The organism is Microvirga sp. P5_D2 (assembly GCF_054049475.1).
Map to the genome: position 1 here is coordinate 1 of NZ_JBFUMH010000127.1, position 15,525 is coordinate 15,525.

General features: G+C 56.0%; 14 protein-coding genes. 11 read left to right on the forward strand and 3 right to left on the reverse strand.

Annotated features, from left to right (window positions below):
• Window positions 1-582: hypothetical protein (locus tag ACXJKO_RS23235; protein ID WP_457093445.1), on the forward strand; the 582-nt coding region annotated here is incomplete at its 5' end.
• A 37-nt stretch (window positions 583-619) separates the two neighbouring features.
• Entirely contained in the window at window positions 620-1,741 is a 1,122-nt protein-coding gene (locus ACXJKO_RS23240; RefSeq protein WP_457093446.1) for a glycosyltransferase family 4 protein, read from the forward strand.
• A 29-nt stretch (window positions 1,742-1,770) separates the two neighbouring features.
• On the opposite strand, the gene ACXJKO_RS23245 is transcribed toward ACXJKO_RS23240, so the two are convergent.
• Window positions 1,771-2,376 carry a class I SAM-dependent methyltransferase gene (locus tag ACXJKO_RS23245; RefSeq protein WP_457093447.1) on the reverse strand — a complete coding sequence of 202 codons (606 nt, stop codon included), beginning with the start codon at window positions 2,374-2,376 and terminating at the stop codon, window positions 1,771-1,773.
• A gap of 133 nt (window positions 2,377-2,509) precedes the next feature.
• Here ACXJKO_RS23245 and ACXJKO_RS23250 point away from each other — a divergent pair, with 133 nt between their 5' ends.
• From ACXJKO_RS23250 to ACXJKO_RS23285, 8 genes are all read left to right on the forward strand, one after another.
• The gene (locus ACXJKO_RS23250; protein WP_457093448.1) at window positions 2,510-3,796 is read left to right on the forward strand and encodes a glycosyltransferase; all 1,287 of its coding nucleotides are present in this window, start codon (window positions 2,510-2,512) and stop codon (window positions 3,794-3,796) included.
• A gap of 16 nt (window positions 3,797-3,812) precedes the next feature.
• Window positions 3,813-5,624, forward strand: coding sequence for a carbamoyltransferase family protein (locus ACXJKO_RS23255; RefSeq protein WP_457093449.1), 1,812 nt, complete (start codon window positions 3,813-3,815; stop codon window positions 5,622-5,624).
• A gap of 47 nt (window positions 5,625-5,671) precedes the next feature.
• Complete coding sequence (locus tag ACXJKO_RS23260; protein WP_457093450.1) at window positions 5,672-6,730, forward strand: NAD-dependent epimerase/dehydratase family protein; 1,059 nt, start codon at window positions 5,672-5,674, stop codon at window positions 6,728-6,730.
• 111 nt (window positions 6,731-6,841) lie between these two features.
• Entirely contained in the window at window positions 6,842-8,164 is a 1,323-nt protein-coding gene (locus ACXJKO_RS23265; RefSeq protein ID WP_457093451.1) for a glycosyltransferase, read from the forward strand.
• Between the two features lie 172 nt (window positions 8,165-8,336).
• Window positions 8,337-9,251, forward strand: coding sequence for a polysaccharide deacetylase family protein (locus ACXJKO_RS23270; RefSeq protein ID WP_457093452.1), 915 nt, complete (start codon window positions 8,337-8,339; stop codon window positions 9,249-9,251).
• Between the two features lie 53 nt (window positions 9,252-9,304).
• Window positions 9,305-10,285, forward strand: a complete 981-nt coding sequence (locus tag ACXJKO_RS23275) for a hypothetical protein (RefSeq protein ID WP_457093453.1) — start codon at window positions 9,305-9,307, stop codon at window positions 10,283-10,285.
• Window positions 10,286-10,618: 333 nt separating this feature from the next.
• Window positions 10,619-11,470: a polysaccharide deacetylase family protein gene (locus ACXJKO_RS23280; RefSeq protein ID WP_457093454.1), complete on the forward strand. Its 852-nt coding sequence runs from the start codon at window positions 10,619-10,621 to the stop codon at window positions 11,468-11,470.
• 127 nt (window positions 11,471-11,597) lie between these two features.
• Window positions 11,598-12,794, forward strand: a complete 1,197-nt coding sequence (locus ACXJKO_RS23285) for an ABC transporter substrate-binding protein (RefSeq protein ID WP_457093458.1) — start codon at window positions 11,598-11,600, stop codon at window positions 12,792-12,794.
• Between the two features lie 345 nt (window positions 12,795-13,139).
• Here the strand turns inward: ACXJKO_RS23285 and ACXJKO_RS23290 are convergent, their stop codons facing one another.
• Window positions 13,140-13,586 (reverse strand): acyl-CoA thioesterase, encoded by a 447-nt coding sequence (locus ACXJKO_RS23290; protein WP_457093455.1) that lies wholly within the window; start codon window positions 13,584-13,586, stop codon window positions 13,140-13,142.
• A 371-nt stretch (window positions 13,587-13,957) separates the two neighbouring features.
• Window positions 13,958-14,191 carry a hypothetical protein gene (locus ACXJKO_RS23295; RefSeq protein WP_457093456.1) on the reverse strand — a complete coding sequence of 78 codons (234 nt, stop codon included), beginning with the start codon at window positions 14,189-14,191 and terminating at the stop codon, window positions 13,958-13,960.
• A gap of 427 nt (window positions 14,192-14,618) precedes the next feature.
• On the opposite strand from ACXJKO_RS23295, the gene ACXJKO_RS23300 reads away from it, so the two are divergent.
• Window positions 14,619-14,756, forward strand: a complete 138-nt coding sequence (locus tag ACXJKO_RS23300) for a hypothetical protein (RefSeq protein ID WP_457093457.1) — start codon at window positions 14,619-14,621, stop codon at window positions 14,754-14,756.
• Window positions 14,757-15,525 lie beyond the last annotated feature (769 nt).

A 15,525-nucleotide genomic window follows, 5' to 3' on the forward strand; every position in this document is an offset into this window, starting at 1 on the left:
CCAATTCGGTTCGTCGGGGTCTTATGCACGGCCGTTGTCGCAGGTGCCTGCGTAGCTGCGCTGCATCAGTCCGCAGTAATGGACGGGGTTGTCCAATGGCTTAGGCTCCATGATCCGGAGAGTGGACTTGGTTCTGGTATGACCGGTCGCACGACGCTCATGACATTCGCAGTGGAGGAAATACTCAAGCATCCCTTCCTCGGCAATGGGTTTCGCATCGAATTTTCACAGGGGGGCCATAGCGGCTACCTCTCACTGATTGGTGAAGCAGGCATTATCGGTGCGCTAGTTTTGGTGATCGCCATGATTTGGCTTTTGGCGGCGCATGCGCGAAGGACTTGCGACACAACGTTGGAGAAAGGCGACCGTTGGGTCTCGAAGGTGATTATTGCATTTTTTGTCAGCAATCTTTGTGTCCTGTGGGTGATTGAGCCAATGTACATCTCGCTGGGATTCCCAACACAAGTGCTCTTGATATATTTTCTCGCGAAACCCCTCAGTGGGGCTCGCGCGGCACAGCGCGACAGAATGGAATTTTCTCAATTTTTCGCACTAGCGGCTGATAAGCGATTGACCGGTTAGGATCGTTTGAAAGGCCAAGATGATTTGGAGGTGAGAGTTGCGTGTTGCAGTACTCTGGAACGCTCTATCGGGCTACATGGACGCCAGCCTGCGGGCACTTGTGTGTCATGGGGACATCGACCTATTCATCAGTCATCGCAAGGCCAGAAGTCAGGCTCCTTTCTCAGACGAGCAGTTTAGCTGGTTGACCAACCGGTATATATTTCCGCGATTGCCGGCTCTTCCGGACCTTCTGCCGCAGCTGGATGCATTCCAACCCGACGTCCTTCTAATTTGCGGTTGGAATATTCCCGCATATCGTCGGATTGCCCGGCTTTACCGTGGGCGCGCAACGCGGGTGCTATGTATGGATAACCAGTGGCACGGCCGGGCACGACAGCATCTCGGAGCCCTGGTAAGTCGTTGGTATATCCAGCCGCTATTTGACCTGGCTTGGGTTTCCGGGAGCTCGTCCGGGGCGTTTGCTCGAAAACTGGGTTTTACTGGGCGAAGTACGCTTTACGGTCTCAATACCTGTGACTATTCCGCATTCGCTGCAGCGCGTCGCCCGATACTGCCTGATGAGGAACCCCCGCATTGTTTTCTGTATGTCGGCCGGCTCTCGCCGGAAAAGGGGATTGATGTCCTGGCCGAAGGGTACCGACAGTATCGCTCATTGACGCCCATGCCGTGGTCGCTGATCGTCTGCGGCACAGGACCGGAAGCGTACAGGCTGCAGGGCCTGGATGGGGTGGAACTGCGAGGTTTTGTTCAGCCAGAGGCGTTGCCGAGCGCCCTGGCTGCGGCTGGGTGCTACGTTCTGACGAGTCATTTCGAAACATGGTCCCTGTCCATCCACGAGGCGACGACCGTAGGGCTGCCGGTCATCTGCACCACGAGTTGCGGAGCATCGGCCCACCTTGTTCAGGATGGCTACAACGGCATTCTGGTTGATGCTGGGGATCCGGGCCAGCTTGCCAGGGCAATGCTGCAATTCACGCAGTTCCTGTCCGCGCAACGAGTTGAAATGGGGCGCAGAAGTGCCCAGTTATCGCTGCAATACACTCCGGACCGCTGGGCGGAGACACTGCTATCAATCAAGAAGCGGCATGACGAAATTCGTCTAGATGCCGGACATGAGACCTCAAGCGGTCATGTCCTCCGAAATGACCCGATATGAGAGCTGGACGAAACCGAGATGCCGGTTCCTTAGTGGTGATGATGCCCAACCCGGAACAGATCATAGACATGACTATGGTCTGTGAAGGTCTTCCGCGCGGGAAGACTGAGCGCGGTGGGACGCTCGAAATTTGCTGCAATGGCGGGAAGGACCTGCGGGTCGGGAACACGGTTGTTGTTCCATCCGATCAAGAGATGTCCGGCCGGTCGCAGCACACGACAAATGCTACGGATGGTCTGGTCCATTGCGGATGCATCATCGACGCCATAACCAAAAACTCCATTCAGGAGGATGAAGTCGAACGATCCGGGTGGGATGTGCCGATCCAGAACTTTAACATCGCAGGTTACGTGCTTGCCACGTTCGCCCCAGACTCTCGCAGCAGGATCGATATCACACGTCCAATAGTCGATGCCGTTCCGCTGGAAAATCTCTCTGTAATGAAACGTGTAGCTTCGACATCCCACGAACAAAACACGCGACGAGGGATGGCTCGCGACTGCAGGCAGGATGTGCGTCTCCATGTAGCGTCGCGCCGAGTTGTCAAATGCACGGTGATGATGCCGCAATACCGCGCCAGAGCACCGCATCGCAGCGAATTTAAGCCATTCTTTGGTGGTTCTCAGGATCGGCATCAGCGATCTCCTTGCAATTGTAGGTCATTATGGAGAATGAAGAACAGATTGTCTGTGCGTGGCTATCATCCGTTCGGCGTATACGTCTAAATTGTCCGCCGGCTGGGATGGTTCATCATGTAGTAAGTGTTCGATGACCTTGTCGAAAATCAAGACACTTCACGTCATTCCAACACTCTCACCGCGCTACGGCGGACCCGCAAAGGTATGCCTCGAAATTGCGAGGCGGCTCGAGCGTGCGGGACACGACGCGATGATTTTCACGACCAATCGAGATTACCCGAATGGGACGATGGCTGTACCAACGGGTGCTCCGGTTGACCATCAGGGCGTTCCAGTTACCTATTTCCCAGTAGACGTTCCCGGTCTGCTTATTTCGAGACAAATGGCCCGTGCGCTCTCAAGAGTAATTCCTAACGTTGATTTGGTGCACATTCACGGGCTCTACCGCTTCCCGCTAGCGGCTGCAGCCTACTATTCTCAACGATTTCGGGTGCCTTACCTAGTCCGCCCGCATGGTAGCCTTGACCCATATCTCTATCATAAGCGGGAGCGGCGCACGCTGAAGCGAATCTATGAGCGCCTGATCGAATTCCCTAACCTGAACCGCGCTGCATTGCTGCATTATACGACACAGGAAGAGATGCGTAGCGCGGAGTTTTTGAAACTCCGCGCGCCCGGCATCGTGATCCCGAATGGGATCGAGGCCGACGAATTTTCGACTCTGCCCGAACCTGGCAAATTCCGCTCCAAGCACGGCTTGGGCGACAAGAAAATTATCATGCATCTCGGGCGTGTAACTAAGGTGAAGGGGTTGGACATTCTTGTCGCAGCTTTTGCTGACATCGCGAGGCGTCGCGATGATGTTATGCTTGTGATCGCAGGACCAGACATTGACGGGTATGCCCGCGTGGTACGCGCCAAGCTACAGGACCTTGGCGTGGGGAGGAATGTCATGTTCACCGGGATGCTGGTCGGCGACGAGAAGTTGACAGCCCTACGGGATGCGGACATCTTCGCGCTCCCGTCATACACGGAAAATTTCGGCATGGCTGTCGTCGAGGCTATGGCGGCAGGCCTTCCCGTCGTGATCTCGAACCAAGTGAAAATCTGGCGCGAGGTTCAGTATGGCGAGGCAGGACTTGTAACCTCCTGCGACGCTGTCGAGGTCGGCCGCGCTCTGCACAGCCTCCTCGACGATCCCGTCCGCCGCCAGTGCCTGGGCGACGCCGGGCGGGCCGTTGTTGTGGAGAAATTTCACTGGGATGTCGTGATGAGCCAACTGCTGGCCGGCTATCGTACGGCGCTGACTCAGCACACGAACTTACAGCAAGGATTGCCGATATCCGGTCCGCTTGACCGGCTCCCGAGCGATCAGGACTTGGACAGGGGCGGAAAGTTCCGGGCTAATTGTAGGTGAGGGAGACTTCAGGATAATGGTGTATATTCTTGGCATCAATGCATACCATGCGGATTCGTCTGCATGCCTCCTGAAAGACGGCGACTTGCTTGCTGCGGCTGAGGAGGAGCGGTTTCGGCGCGTCAAGCACTGGGCGGGTTTTCCCAGTGAAGCGATCCGCTACTGCTTGTCTGAGGCTGGTATCGCACTGAACCAAGTGGATCATMTGGCGATCAATCGGAACCCCTACAAGAATCTAGGCCATAAAATCAGCTATGCGTTACGGCATCGACCGTCGCTTGGCCTTGTTACTTCGAGATGGCGCAACCGGCAGAGTTGGACTGCGCTAGAACCGGCCTTGAGAGCTGCCTTCCCCGGCGAATCTTTCACGGGCCGCATTCACCGCGTTCCGCATCACGATGCGCACTTGGCATCGGCATTCTACGTGTCTCCTTTCCGTGAAGCGGTGGTCGTATCGCTCGATGGCTTTGGCGATTTTGCCAGCACCGCATGGGGGGTCGGACGTGGCCATGATCTTCGGATCGACGGACAGGTGCTTTTCCCGCACTCGTTGGGGATCTTCTATCAAGCGCTGACCCAGTACCTGGGTTTCCTGAACTATGGTGACGAGTACAAGGTCATGGGCCTTGCGCCCTACGGCACGCCAAAGTTTATGGATGAAATGCGCCAGATCGTGCAGTTGCAGCCGGACGGAACGTTCCGCCTCAACCTCCGATTCTTCAGGCACCATTCGGAAGACGTGCCCTATGAATGGGATGGCGGCTCGCCAAGCCTGGGTGCTTGGTACACCCCTGAACTTGAGAAGATGCTGGGCCCGCCAAGAAGCAAGGATCAGGAGCTTATGCAGCGACATCACGACATTGCGCGCTCTGTCCAGGCAATGTATGAGGAGGYCGCCTTCCACCTTCTCAATCGCCTCTACGAGCGATATAAGATTCCTGCCATAACGTTGTCAGGTGGGTGCGCGTACAACTCTGTCGCAAACGGACGGATCAGACAAAGTACGCCATTTCGGGATGTCTATATTCAGTCCGCGGCCGGAGACGCAGGTGGCGCCATTGGCGCAGCCTATTCGGCATGCCACAAGCTCGGTTTCGCGCGCTCGCGTTTTGTCATGTCGCATGCCTATTGGGGTCCCGAGTTCAGTGACGACCTAGTGGCGCAACTTATCGAGGACCGCGAAGACGATTTGCTAGAACAGGGATGCCGCGTGCGACGGGTCGAGAATGAAGCCGAACTCTGCACGCGGGTGGCGCAAGCAATTGCGGATGGGAAGGTCATTGGCTGGTTCCAAGGGCGGATGGAGTGGGGACCCCGTGCCCTCGGAAACCGGTCGATCTGTTGCGACCCACGCCGCCCGGATATGAAGGATCTGCTCAATCGTAAGATCAAACGCCGTGAGTCGTTTCGTCCGTTTGCACCATCTGTTCTGCGAGAGGCGGTCCCCAGCTGGTTCGAGGCGGACGATGACGTTCCCTTCATGATGAAGGTTTATCAGATCCGTGCCGAAAAGCGCTCATTGATCCCAGCCGTCACGCATGTCGACGGATCGGGTCGGCTACAGACCGTCGATGCAAAAGGAAACCCTCGCTACTTCGGTCTGATCAAAGCGTTTGAATCTCTGACGGGTGTTCCTATGATTCTGAACACCTCCTTCAACGAGAACGAGCCCGTTGTCTGCCGCCCTACAGAAGCGCTTGATTGCTTCGTTCGAACGCAGATGGATATGCTCGCGCTCGGAAGCTTTCTCATCGAGCGTGTGTCTGTCCAGGAAGAGGCGGCCCCGGCCGCACCGGCAAGGCTGACGAAGGTGGTCACAGGGCAATAGAGCCGTCGTCAAGGCTCGCCAGAGGTCCATGGAGGTTGATTTCGACTATGAAAATCCTAGTCACTGGAGCCAATGGCCTAATTGGTTCGGAAGCCGTCCGCTACTTCGATGCGCAGGGGCACGAAGTCGTTGGAATTGACAACAACATGCGGGCTGAGTTTTTTGGACCCGCAGGCGATACAACATGGTGTCGCGATCGGTTGCTCGCAGAAACGTCTGCCTTTCGGTGTCTCAATCTCGATATTCGTGACCGGCAGGCCGTGTCTGAGCTGTTTCGGCAGGAGCGGTTCGACGGAATATTCCACTGCGCCGCTCAACCGTCCCATGACAAGGCGCGGGAAATTCCTTTCGTTGATTTCGAAGTGAACGCTGTCGGAACCCTCAACTTGCTGGAGGCGAACAGGCAGCATTCGGCCGAGTCGCCTTTTGTTTTCATGAGCACGAACAAGGTCTATGGTGATGCGCCAAACGAACTCGAGCTGGTCGAGCTGGAAAAGCGCTGGGACTATGCGAGTCCGGCTTTTGCAATGGGAATTCCAGAACACTTTCGTATAGATCAGTCTACACACTCCCTCTTCGGCGCTTCAAAGCTCAGTGCAGACATCATGGTACAGGAGTACGGGCGCTATTTTGGAATTCCTACTTGCTGCTTGCGCGGGGGATGTCTCACCGGTCCCAATCATTCAGGCGTAGAATTGCATGGGTTCTTGAGCTATCTCGTCAAATGCAACCTGGAGAATAAAAAGTATACTATTTTTGGCTATCAAGGAAAACAGGTTAGAGATAATATTCATTCTGCAGACGTTGTTCGGTTCGTCGATAATTTCTTCAGACAGCCCCGAGTAGCTGCGGTCTACAACATTGGAGGGGGAAAAGACAACAGCGTGTCAATGCTCGAAGCTTTCGAGCTCGTCCAAAGCACTACCGGAAAGCCTATGAATTCTTCCTATTCGGATCAGCACCGCCAAGGTGATCACATCTGCTACTATTCGGATCTATCAAGAATCCGGCAAGACTATCCGGACTGGAACATCACCAAAAGTGTGCAGACCTGCGTCGAGGAGATTGTCGAAGGTTGGATGCCGCGTCTAGCTAAGACGGGCTGATAACGTGGGCAGCAACAGTATCAGGCTGGCCGCAGAATGCTACAGCGTTGGACGTCGAGTGGCCACGCTCGGGCAGCGCGCGGCTGACAAGGCGGCAAGTATGGAGGCATTATGCGACTGCTGGTGATCGTCAATCATTTTCACCCGGATCGAGGCGGTGGCGGTGCCGTCTACACCGACATGTGTGCCGCGCTGGTCGAACGCGGCATGGAGGTTACAGCATACTGCCCGTATCCGTTCTATCCCGAATGGAAGGACAAAAGCGGTCACAACGGGTTGCGGTTTCGGCGGTATCGCGAGAGCGGCGTCGATGTCGTAAGGTTTGGTCTCTTCATCCCCCACGATCCGCGCTCCCTCTGGCAGAGGATGCTCTTCGAAGCATCGGTGTTCCTGTCTCTGCTCCGTCTCGTGCCCAGCATGCGCCGGTTTGATGCTGTCATGGTGTTCTGCCCCTATTTTGGGATGGTTGTTCCAGCGGTCCTATCGCGGCTCCTATTTCAAAAGCGGATCTGGTTGAATGTTCAGGACATCGCGACCACGGCGGCCCTCGCCACTGGCATCGTTCGCTCGAGACTGCTGGCCCGTCTCCTCGGTGCCACGGAGCGGTTCGTCTTCAATTGCGCAGATGTCTGGAGTAGCATTTCTCCCGTGATGATAGATCGACTGAAGCCGCTTCGGCGCCATGGTCAGCCGATCGTTCTCCTCCCGAACTGGGCGGACAAAGATCTGATGGCGCGGTTTGCTGCGCAGCCGCCGACAAGACTTGCCGGACCCCACTCGCCCATCCGGCTCCTGTACGCTGGCAACATCGGCCGCAAACAGAACCTGTTAGATTTCTGCCGTCACCTGCATGAGAGCGACGCACCCTTCCAGTTTCGTATCTTCGGGGCTGGTGGTGCCGCCGAAGAACTCAAGCTATGGCTGGCCGAGGTGAACGACAGTCGCTTCAGTTTTGGACCATTCCTTGACGCGAGCCAGTTGGCGAATGAACTGTTGGATGCCGACCTTTACGTCATCACTGAGCAGCCCGGAACAGGGGACTCGTTCTTCCCAAGCAAATTGGTAACGGGTTTGGCGGCGGGCACGCCTATCCTTGCTGTGTGTGACAGCAGCAGTCCTCTTGGACAAGAAATGCGCGAAGCGGTCCCTGGGCCGCATTTCGAATGGACAGAAATCGACCGAATACCGGTATTTCTTACAGGGTTGACGAGAAATACGGCCGATCTCGAAAGATGGGGCAGCAACGCCGCTGCTCGCGCCGCCCGCTACAATCGTCACACAATCGTCAATGAGCTAGCGATGAATTTGGAGCGGCTCGCCAGAGGACAAGCCGTATCTGTTCAAGATTCTCCCGCACCGGATAGCCATTGTGCAAGCGACAGTGCGCAATCGCGATTACAGGGGGGACACGACCAGCCCGTGATCAGACACTGAGGCGGTGCCTCTGGAGCGCGAACGGAAGTGTCAGACTGTGTATTTGATAGTGGCTGATTTCAGCCAGTCTTAGCCAGGCAAGGCGCAACCTTCTGTTTGCCAAGATGTCGTCTCGCCGAGACGCGTACCTTAGAATATAAAGTTTTTCAACAAAGTCGGACGTGGTGCTGTCGTGACAAAGTCCTTATCCGCCCGTCTAAAGCAGACTGTCATTGATCTGGCGCGCAGCAGCGGCATTACAGGCTTCAGCAGCCGCATGTTGCACGCGAGGCTTGGTACTGGCTTCTTGAGAGCTGTGAATTACCATGCAACACCACGGTGCTGGGCTCAGAACCTTGATCGCCAGTTCGACTTTCTGTCCCGGCATTACATCTCGGTTGGCTCCGATGGGCTCCGTCAGGTTCTCTCCGGACAGTGGAACGGGGACAAGCCGGCACTTATCATATCGTTCGATGACGGATTGCGGTCCAATTTTTCTGTAGCGGCACCTCTGCTCGAAAAGTATGGCTTGACCGGCTGGTTCTTCCTGCCGGTTGGGCTGATCGAAACTTCTACTAACGACCCAACGCTCAATCAGCAGTCACTTGCCAAGCTACACCGAATTCGTGTGCCGAACGAGGAGGGTGCTTCAGAAGGGCTATTCATGACCTGGGCCGAGGCCCGGGATCTCGGACGTCGTCATATACTTGGTTGCCACTCGATGACACATGCGCGACTGCACGCGGGGCTTGGAGAAAGGACGTTGACGCACGAAATCATCGGCGCAAAGGCGCTCATGGAAGAGCGTCTTGGACAATGCATTGACACCTTCTGCTGGGTCGGGGGCGAGGAAGCAAGCTATTCCCAGGAGGCCGCTGCATTGATTGTTCGAGCAGGATACCGCTACTCATTCATGACGAACACATGTCCGATCACCGCCGCGACTGATCCGTTTCAGTTGCAGCGGACGAACTTAGAAGCTGACTGGCCGTTACCATGGCTCGAATTTTACCTGTCTGGGGTGATGGACGCAATCAGGGCTCCACGACGTTCACGGATTATCAAACTGACCGAATGTCCCTCCCGAGAGTCCGAGATAGCATATTAGCGAGGTGGCTTCGGGAAAAGGCGCACCGCAATCAAATGTTGGCCGCGAGGCATATGTCGAACAATACCAAATTCATCATTATTTCCGCGTTTGCGGCAGCGATCTTAGGATTGGTTGGGAGCTCCAACGACTCTGCCATGTTTCTGAAATCCGGGTCGGCAGTGCCGGGAAACCGTCGTCTCGTCTTCTACGATGACTTCACGTCGATCAATACGATTGATATGACTGATACAAGAGCGCCAGGATTCAAGTGGTACCGCAACCAATGGTGGGGGAATGGCGTGACCAACACCGACAGCATTAGTATCTCCGATTCCGTTTTGAAACTCGGCGGCGGGACAGGCCGTGGGCGACTTCAATCGGGTATTGCGAACGGTACGAGCTACGTCGGCAATGCATGGCGCAACGGCGGGTATTTCGAAGTGAGATTGAGATTCGATCCGCAACAGGTTGGCAGTCTGTCCGGGAATTTCGGGATATACCTATTTTCAGTCGAACACATCTACGATGACGCTGCGGTCGGCGATGCGCATTGGCCCGGGCAAGCTCCTGGCTATGGACATTTCATCGAACTCGACATTTTCGAGCTGGCAGGCGTTTCCTTTGATAAGACATACAATGGCAAGACCACATTTCAGGGTACAATTCACGACTGGAGCGGCACATACGACGTCCACAAAGGGTGGCAGAACAACATCGTCAACAGCAATTCGCTGCAGAAGGTTGGTGCCGTGGATTGGAGCCAGTACCACACCTATGGTGTCCTTTGGGTGCCACAAAATGGTTCGGACCCCGGTTTCTGCCAGTGGTTCTTCGATGACGTCCCACTTAATGCAACCCACTGGCGTGGTCCTGTCGGCTCGCCGCCGTTGCCAGGCAGAGGATCGGCGTACGCGGGCCTGACGGTCGATCAAAGCACCTCCGACAGAGCCGACCGCGTCTTCTCAGTCGTTGACCGGCAAAGCCTTGTCATGCAGTTGGATGGGAATTCAGATTTGCCAATGGATATCGATTGGGTGCGGGTCTGGCAGTAAAAGGAGTGCCGACAGAAATGAAACTCGCAACCCGTTCGGCGCGTCCCAGGAATGAGGTGCATAGGCTGACTTGCCAAGACCAGCACACCTGTCGACGGGAACTTGAATGATGGTCCGGAGGGTCGATACATCCTGGGATTTCTGCGGGCGTAAGGGCAAGTTGTTCGTTCGAGATGTTCAACGACGGGGCGCACTATCATAGGCAAGATTATGAAAGACACTTGGTTCGACAACGAACGCTGTCCAATAATACTTCGCTACAGCTCTGTTAGTACGCAGGGGGACTACCGTCCGCCCGAACTCGCCGTAGGCCCACGCCTGTTCGAGGCGCAGATGGCTTACCTGGCAAGAAACTGGACAGTAGTTACGCTTGATTCGCTCATCGCGTCACGGGGCGAAGTTAGTTTCCCAACCAACTGCGTCATAATTACATTCGACGGTGGTTACAGAGACAATATCGAAACTGCTTTGCCGATCCTTACGCGGTATGGTTTGTCGGCAACCTTCTTCGTGACGTCAGATCCCGTTCTAGGGCGAGGAGGATACTGGCCAGAATGGCTCCACCGTGCGGTCTCAGCAGCGCCAGAGGAAGCCCTCCGGCAGGTGGTCGCTGAGTTCTTACGAATGCCTGATCAGGTTTTTTCGAGAGGCAGGATTTTCGCGCTACTCGCGCGGCAGGTTCACCTGTCCCGGCAAGGTACGAATGACAATCTTCTGGCAGATGCCAAGCGGATACTCAGAATGAGTTCGGCGCTTTGCGCTCCATCGGAGTTCATGATGAACCTGAAAGATCTCCACGAGCTGCGGCGAGCAGGAATGTCAATCGGATCGTACACTGCAACCTATAGAAATTTGGCACAGCTCGATAGGCTTGAGGCGCTTATCGAGCTTGTAGGATCAAAGGTTGAATTGGAAATGGCGCTGGATCAGCCAATCGAGCACCTGGCATATCCTGAGGACTATGCCTTAACGCATAGCGACGCGAGCACGATGGCACTCGCGAAGCTTAGTCGGTACCGGTCTGCGAGTTCGACGTACGCGCGAGCCTCAATGCAAGGATCGCTGTATGATTTGCCGCGACAGCCAATCAGCGAAGCTGACGGCCTTCAAGGTTTTATACAACGTTTTCAAGATTGTCTCAGGAAAGGCCCAGAGGCGATCAGAGCCCAATGGACAGAAGAGTAAGTGGGCGGGCCCAGACCACAGGTAGTACCTCTGGCCGCGATCGACCTTGAACAACACTTCTGCGTAAGGCAACCTACGCTGGCGCACAAACAAATACGAGTAATGGGAGGAATTGCAGATGAAGCTGATGCTCGTAGCAACGGCCGTTGTCTTGGCCGGACTTACCGCTAGCGCTGCGCAAGCGCAGATTGCCGTCAAGCTCGGTGTCCTCACCGACCGATCAGGTGCCTATTCCGATATCGGCGGCGAAGGTTCAGCGGTTGCGGCTCGTATGGCGGTTGAAGACTTCCTTGCGGCAACGAACAGTAAGGGTGTCACGGCTGAAGTCATTACGGCTGACCACCAGAACAAGCCGGATGTCGGCTCAAGCATCGCTCGACAATGGTATGAGAAGGATGGCGTCGATGCAATTCTCGATGTGCCGACATCCTCCGTGGCACTTGCGGTGAGCCAGATTACGCGTGATCAGAACAAGATCTTCATTAATTCCGGTGCCGCGGCCTCTGATCTTACGGGATCGCGGTGCTCGCCCAATACCGTGCATTGGACCTACGACACTATTCAGCTGGCCAATGTAACCGGCAGCGCCATAGTCAAACAGGGAGGGGACACATGGTACTTCGTCACCGCTGATTATGCCTTCGGCCACGCTCTGGAGCGTGATACCACGGCGGTGGTCCAGAAGAATGGCGGCAAGGTCATCGGTTCCGTCAAAGCGCCTTTCCCGACGTCTGATTTCTCGTCCTTCCTTCTGCAAGCGCAGTCGTCGGGCGCCAAGGTCGTTGCTCTTGCCAATGCAGGCTCTGACACCATCAACTCGATCAAGCAGGCCGGTGAATTCGGTCTGACCCAGCAAGGTCAAAGCCTTGCTGGGTTGCTGGTCTTTCTCTCGGATGTGAAAGCGCTGGGCCTGAAGACGGCCCAAGGTCTCGTCTTAAGCGAGACTTTCTATTGGGACGCGAATGATCAAACTCGGRCATTCTCGAAGCGCTTCGGCGAACGGATGGGCGGTCGAATGCCAACGATGGTGCACGCAGGTGTCTATGCCGGCGCACTGCACTATCTCAAAGCCGTAGCGGCCTTAAACTCGAAGGACGCCAAGCAGGTCATGGCCAAGATGAAGGAAATGCCAACGAATGACCCGCTGTTTGGCAAAGGCAAAATCCGCGCTGATGGGCGGAAGATCCATGATGCCTTCCTTTTCCAGGTCAAGACGCCCCAGGAATCCAAAGGTGAATGGGACCTCTACAAGCTGGTGGCGACAGTCCCGGGCGATCAGGCCTTTCGGCCTGAAGGTGAAGGGGGCTGCTCGCTCGCGAAGTAACGCGGTGTGCGTGCCCTGGGGCATGCTCTGTCTCGTGCGGGCTGAACTGCAAGTTTGTGAGCGCCGTGCGAGCTCCTCGTCTCCAGCGGCCTGGCGAGACGACGAACGACCGTTGGCGCAACGAGCCGTGAAGGGCTGAAGGGGCGAGGGAGCATAGCATTGCAAGCAGTGTGCCCCCGGACGTTGTCCTTGGGCACTGCATCCCAAGGCTGTTACCGGAGCACCAGGGAGGCGCCGACAATCGACAGGGATCGCAACTTTCCTTTCGGAGCCCGGACGGATGCGATCTCTGATTGCCATCGTGGAAGTCTGGATTATGGGTGGCGTGCGTAGCAGCACCGAAGTTCACCTCGGTGTAATGTCGGTCAAGATCAGCTCCTCGAGGATAGCGCGGGTTTGCGGCTTCAGTGACGCCGAACGGCGCGTCCCGTCGTCAATCATGACGATTGTGGCCTCCACCGTCGCGACAAGCTGGTCGTTGCTGAACATTCCCTGCCGCAACATGAATGAACTCCGGCCGAATCTGAGAACGCCTGTGCCGATGTCCACCGAGCCTGGCCAGAAGTTTTCCGCGTGATAATCGATGAGAAGCCGTGCGACAACGAAGCTTGCTCCCCTTGGTGCGAGCGGATTGGTCGGATCATAGAAAAAGTCGACCCGGCCAATTTCCGAGAAGGTGGCAAAGACTGCATTGTTGACGTGGCCTTGCCGATCAAGATCGAAGTACCGAATCTGCGTAGACGTACGCTTCGGGTAGTCCTTCAGGGTGCGGGGTGACGTATGTTGTTTCATCATACAACCTTGGTGCCGGCCATCCGCTAAAGCCCAGGTATTGTCCTGGTCCAGTGTGTTCCCGGTCGAGATAAGTTGCCATTCTCGCGCTGCATATAATCAATACGGGCCAAGGCCGCTTCAATCTTAGACGGCAAGGGCTGGCGAATAATATCAGCGTACAAGGTGCGGAGGTCCTCACCGATGGTGCGAAGGAGCTCTTCGTCGGACATCGTCGAAGCTCGTATTCCACCCTTCGCGCCGCTTCCCATTGCCGCCTCCAAACCACTACTGCCAGAATTAGCGAAGCGTTGAGGAAGTGTTAACCATCATTTCAAGAGGCTGTGGATAGCGGGTAGGAACTCGTGATTTTTGGCACTAGACCCTTGCCATCATTCTTCATCGTCTTCGGGAAGCGACTCGGTATAGCCGATACCCCAGGTGCGATGACCCTTCTGCCGTTCTAGCGCTTCGACCTGTCGCAGAAGCTGAATCGTAAGCGATTCCTCACGTCGAAAGCCCTCGTCATCAGGGTCGTTGCCCAGATGCATCCGCATGTCCCGCGCTCTCGCCTCTAAAGCTCGTCGGAGAACACCCAATTGCTCTTTAGTCAGATCGAGCACCATCGTGATACCTCCTGCGATGAGCCGATGCTTGATGCTCGATCCACAGTTTTGCCACAATGCCCCGTTGCACTGCACAACAGTGACCCTGAACAGGGCGAGACCATCGGGGCGTAGACCTGCACATCCGTGCCACCAACCCGAGTGTCTCCATGCAAGCCTTGCTCTCGACTGACGCCCCACCGGTTACGCTTTTGCCGTCAGCTTCTGTCCCACCAAACCACGCCTCGGAATCCGATGACCTTTGGCGCTTAGGAGAGCAACTGCGCTTCGCCTACGGTCCGGTGGACGCTCCTCTCCCCACGCGGTTGACGGAGCTTGTGGAGCGCCTCGCACGAAGAGAGCAGCCCAAGGTGGACTGCTGAATGCTTCCGAGATTTGACAATCCACCGTAGGCTCACGCTTCATCGCCTCAAAGGAGAGAAAACTCATGGCCGGAAAGACACGTACGAAACCGTCGTTCAAGAAACACACCCGTCGCTATCGGGAGATGATCGCTCGTGCAAAGACCCTCGAAGGGCAGAAGGACCTCGCCAAAAAGCGGCGCTATGCTAACCGCCACGGTTAGTGTCCAGCACCAAACACCTCGTGAAGGCAGTCGATGGGTTCGCGTAGGCTTCGTCAGCCAAACACGATCCCTTTGAGGCTCTTGAGATCCTCATTACAGGACTGCAAATGAGTGATGGCTCGCTGCCGCCTCTCTACAGTGTTGTGGCATGTATCGCCTACGTCCTGCTTGTAGAACGGGCAAATCATCACCTTCTTCGTTGCTGCTTGAGCGTGGCGGGCCAGCAAAGGTCGGGATCAGGGTTCCCTCTGCTCCCTTGCCGCTTTCCATCTTGGGTGACCGAAAGCTTCCGCATCATCGGCGGAAGCTTCAAGGGAGAGCGGCGGGTTGTCCAGGTCAGGAACCCGGATCGTGCACTTGGAGCCATGCTAGCTCACAGATTACATCCGAGAAAAGGGCTCTCGCTACTCCGCCGCTCCAGCGATAGCCCGAAAAATCGGCATCAGCCCTGCAAGCGGAAGCGTGACCATCCATCGGAACTGGTTCAGGTCGGTTCCTATCTGTCTGCCAAGGATCGAGCCTGTCGTCTAATCGCTCGTTGGAATGCAAGCCCTTTTTGGTGCCGAGGCTGTGGTTGCCGGGAGCAGTGTCGTCTTCGCGGTCGACATCAGTCGCCGCATGATGGGGCTTCGCAGGAGGAACCTTCCAAGGTGTGGAACGCACGCAACGTGCCTGATGGCTCGCAGGTGCAACAGGCTAGACGGAATGGTTCATCTACGTCCCGGCACGGACGCCTCAGCACGCCTCAGGGCAGGCGCATCCGAGTTCT

Excerpts from the sequence above, each read along its gene's own strand:
- ACXJKO_RS23280 (WP_457093454.1), top strand. The coding sequence starts at position 10,619 with ATGGCTTACCTGGCAAGAAACTGGACAGTAGTTACGCTTGATTCGCTC.
- ACXJKO_RS23300 (WP_457093457.1), top strand. The coding sequence starts at position 14,619 with ATGGCCGGAAAGACACGTACGAAACCGTCGTTCAAGAAACACACCCGT.
- ACXJKO_RS23290 (WP_457093455.1), bottom strand. The coding sequence starts at position 13,586 with ATGAAACAACATACGTCACCCCGCACCCTGAAGGACTACCCGAAGCGT.
- ACXJKO_RS23295 (WP_457093456.1), bottom strand. The coding sequence starts at position 14,191 with ATGGTGCTCGATCTGACTAAAGAGCAATTGGGTGTTCTCCGACGAGCT.
- ACXJKO_RS23245 (WP_457093447.1), bottom strand. The coding sequence starts at position 2,376 with ATGCCGATCCTGAGAACCACCAAAGAATGGCTTAAATTCGCTGCGATG.
- ACXJKO_RS23275 (WP_457093453.1), top strand. The coding sequence starts at position 9,305 with ATGTCGAACAATACCAAATTCATCATTATTTCCGCGTTTGCGGCAGCG.
- ACXJKO_RS23260 (WP_457093450.1), top strand. The coding sequence starts at position 5,672 with ATGAAAATCCTAGTCACTGGAGCCAATGGCCTAATTGGTTCGGAAGCC.
- ACXJKO_RS23250 (WP_457093448.1), top strand. The coding sequence starts at position 2,510 with ATGACCTTGTCGAAAATCAAGACACTTCACGTCATTCCAACACTCTCA.
- ACXJKO_RS23265 (WP_457093451.1), top strand. The coding sequence starts at position 6,842 with ATGCGACTGCTGGTGATCGTCAATCATTTTCACCCGGATCGAGGCGGT.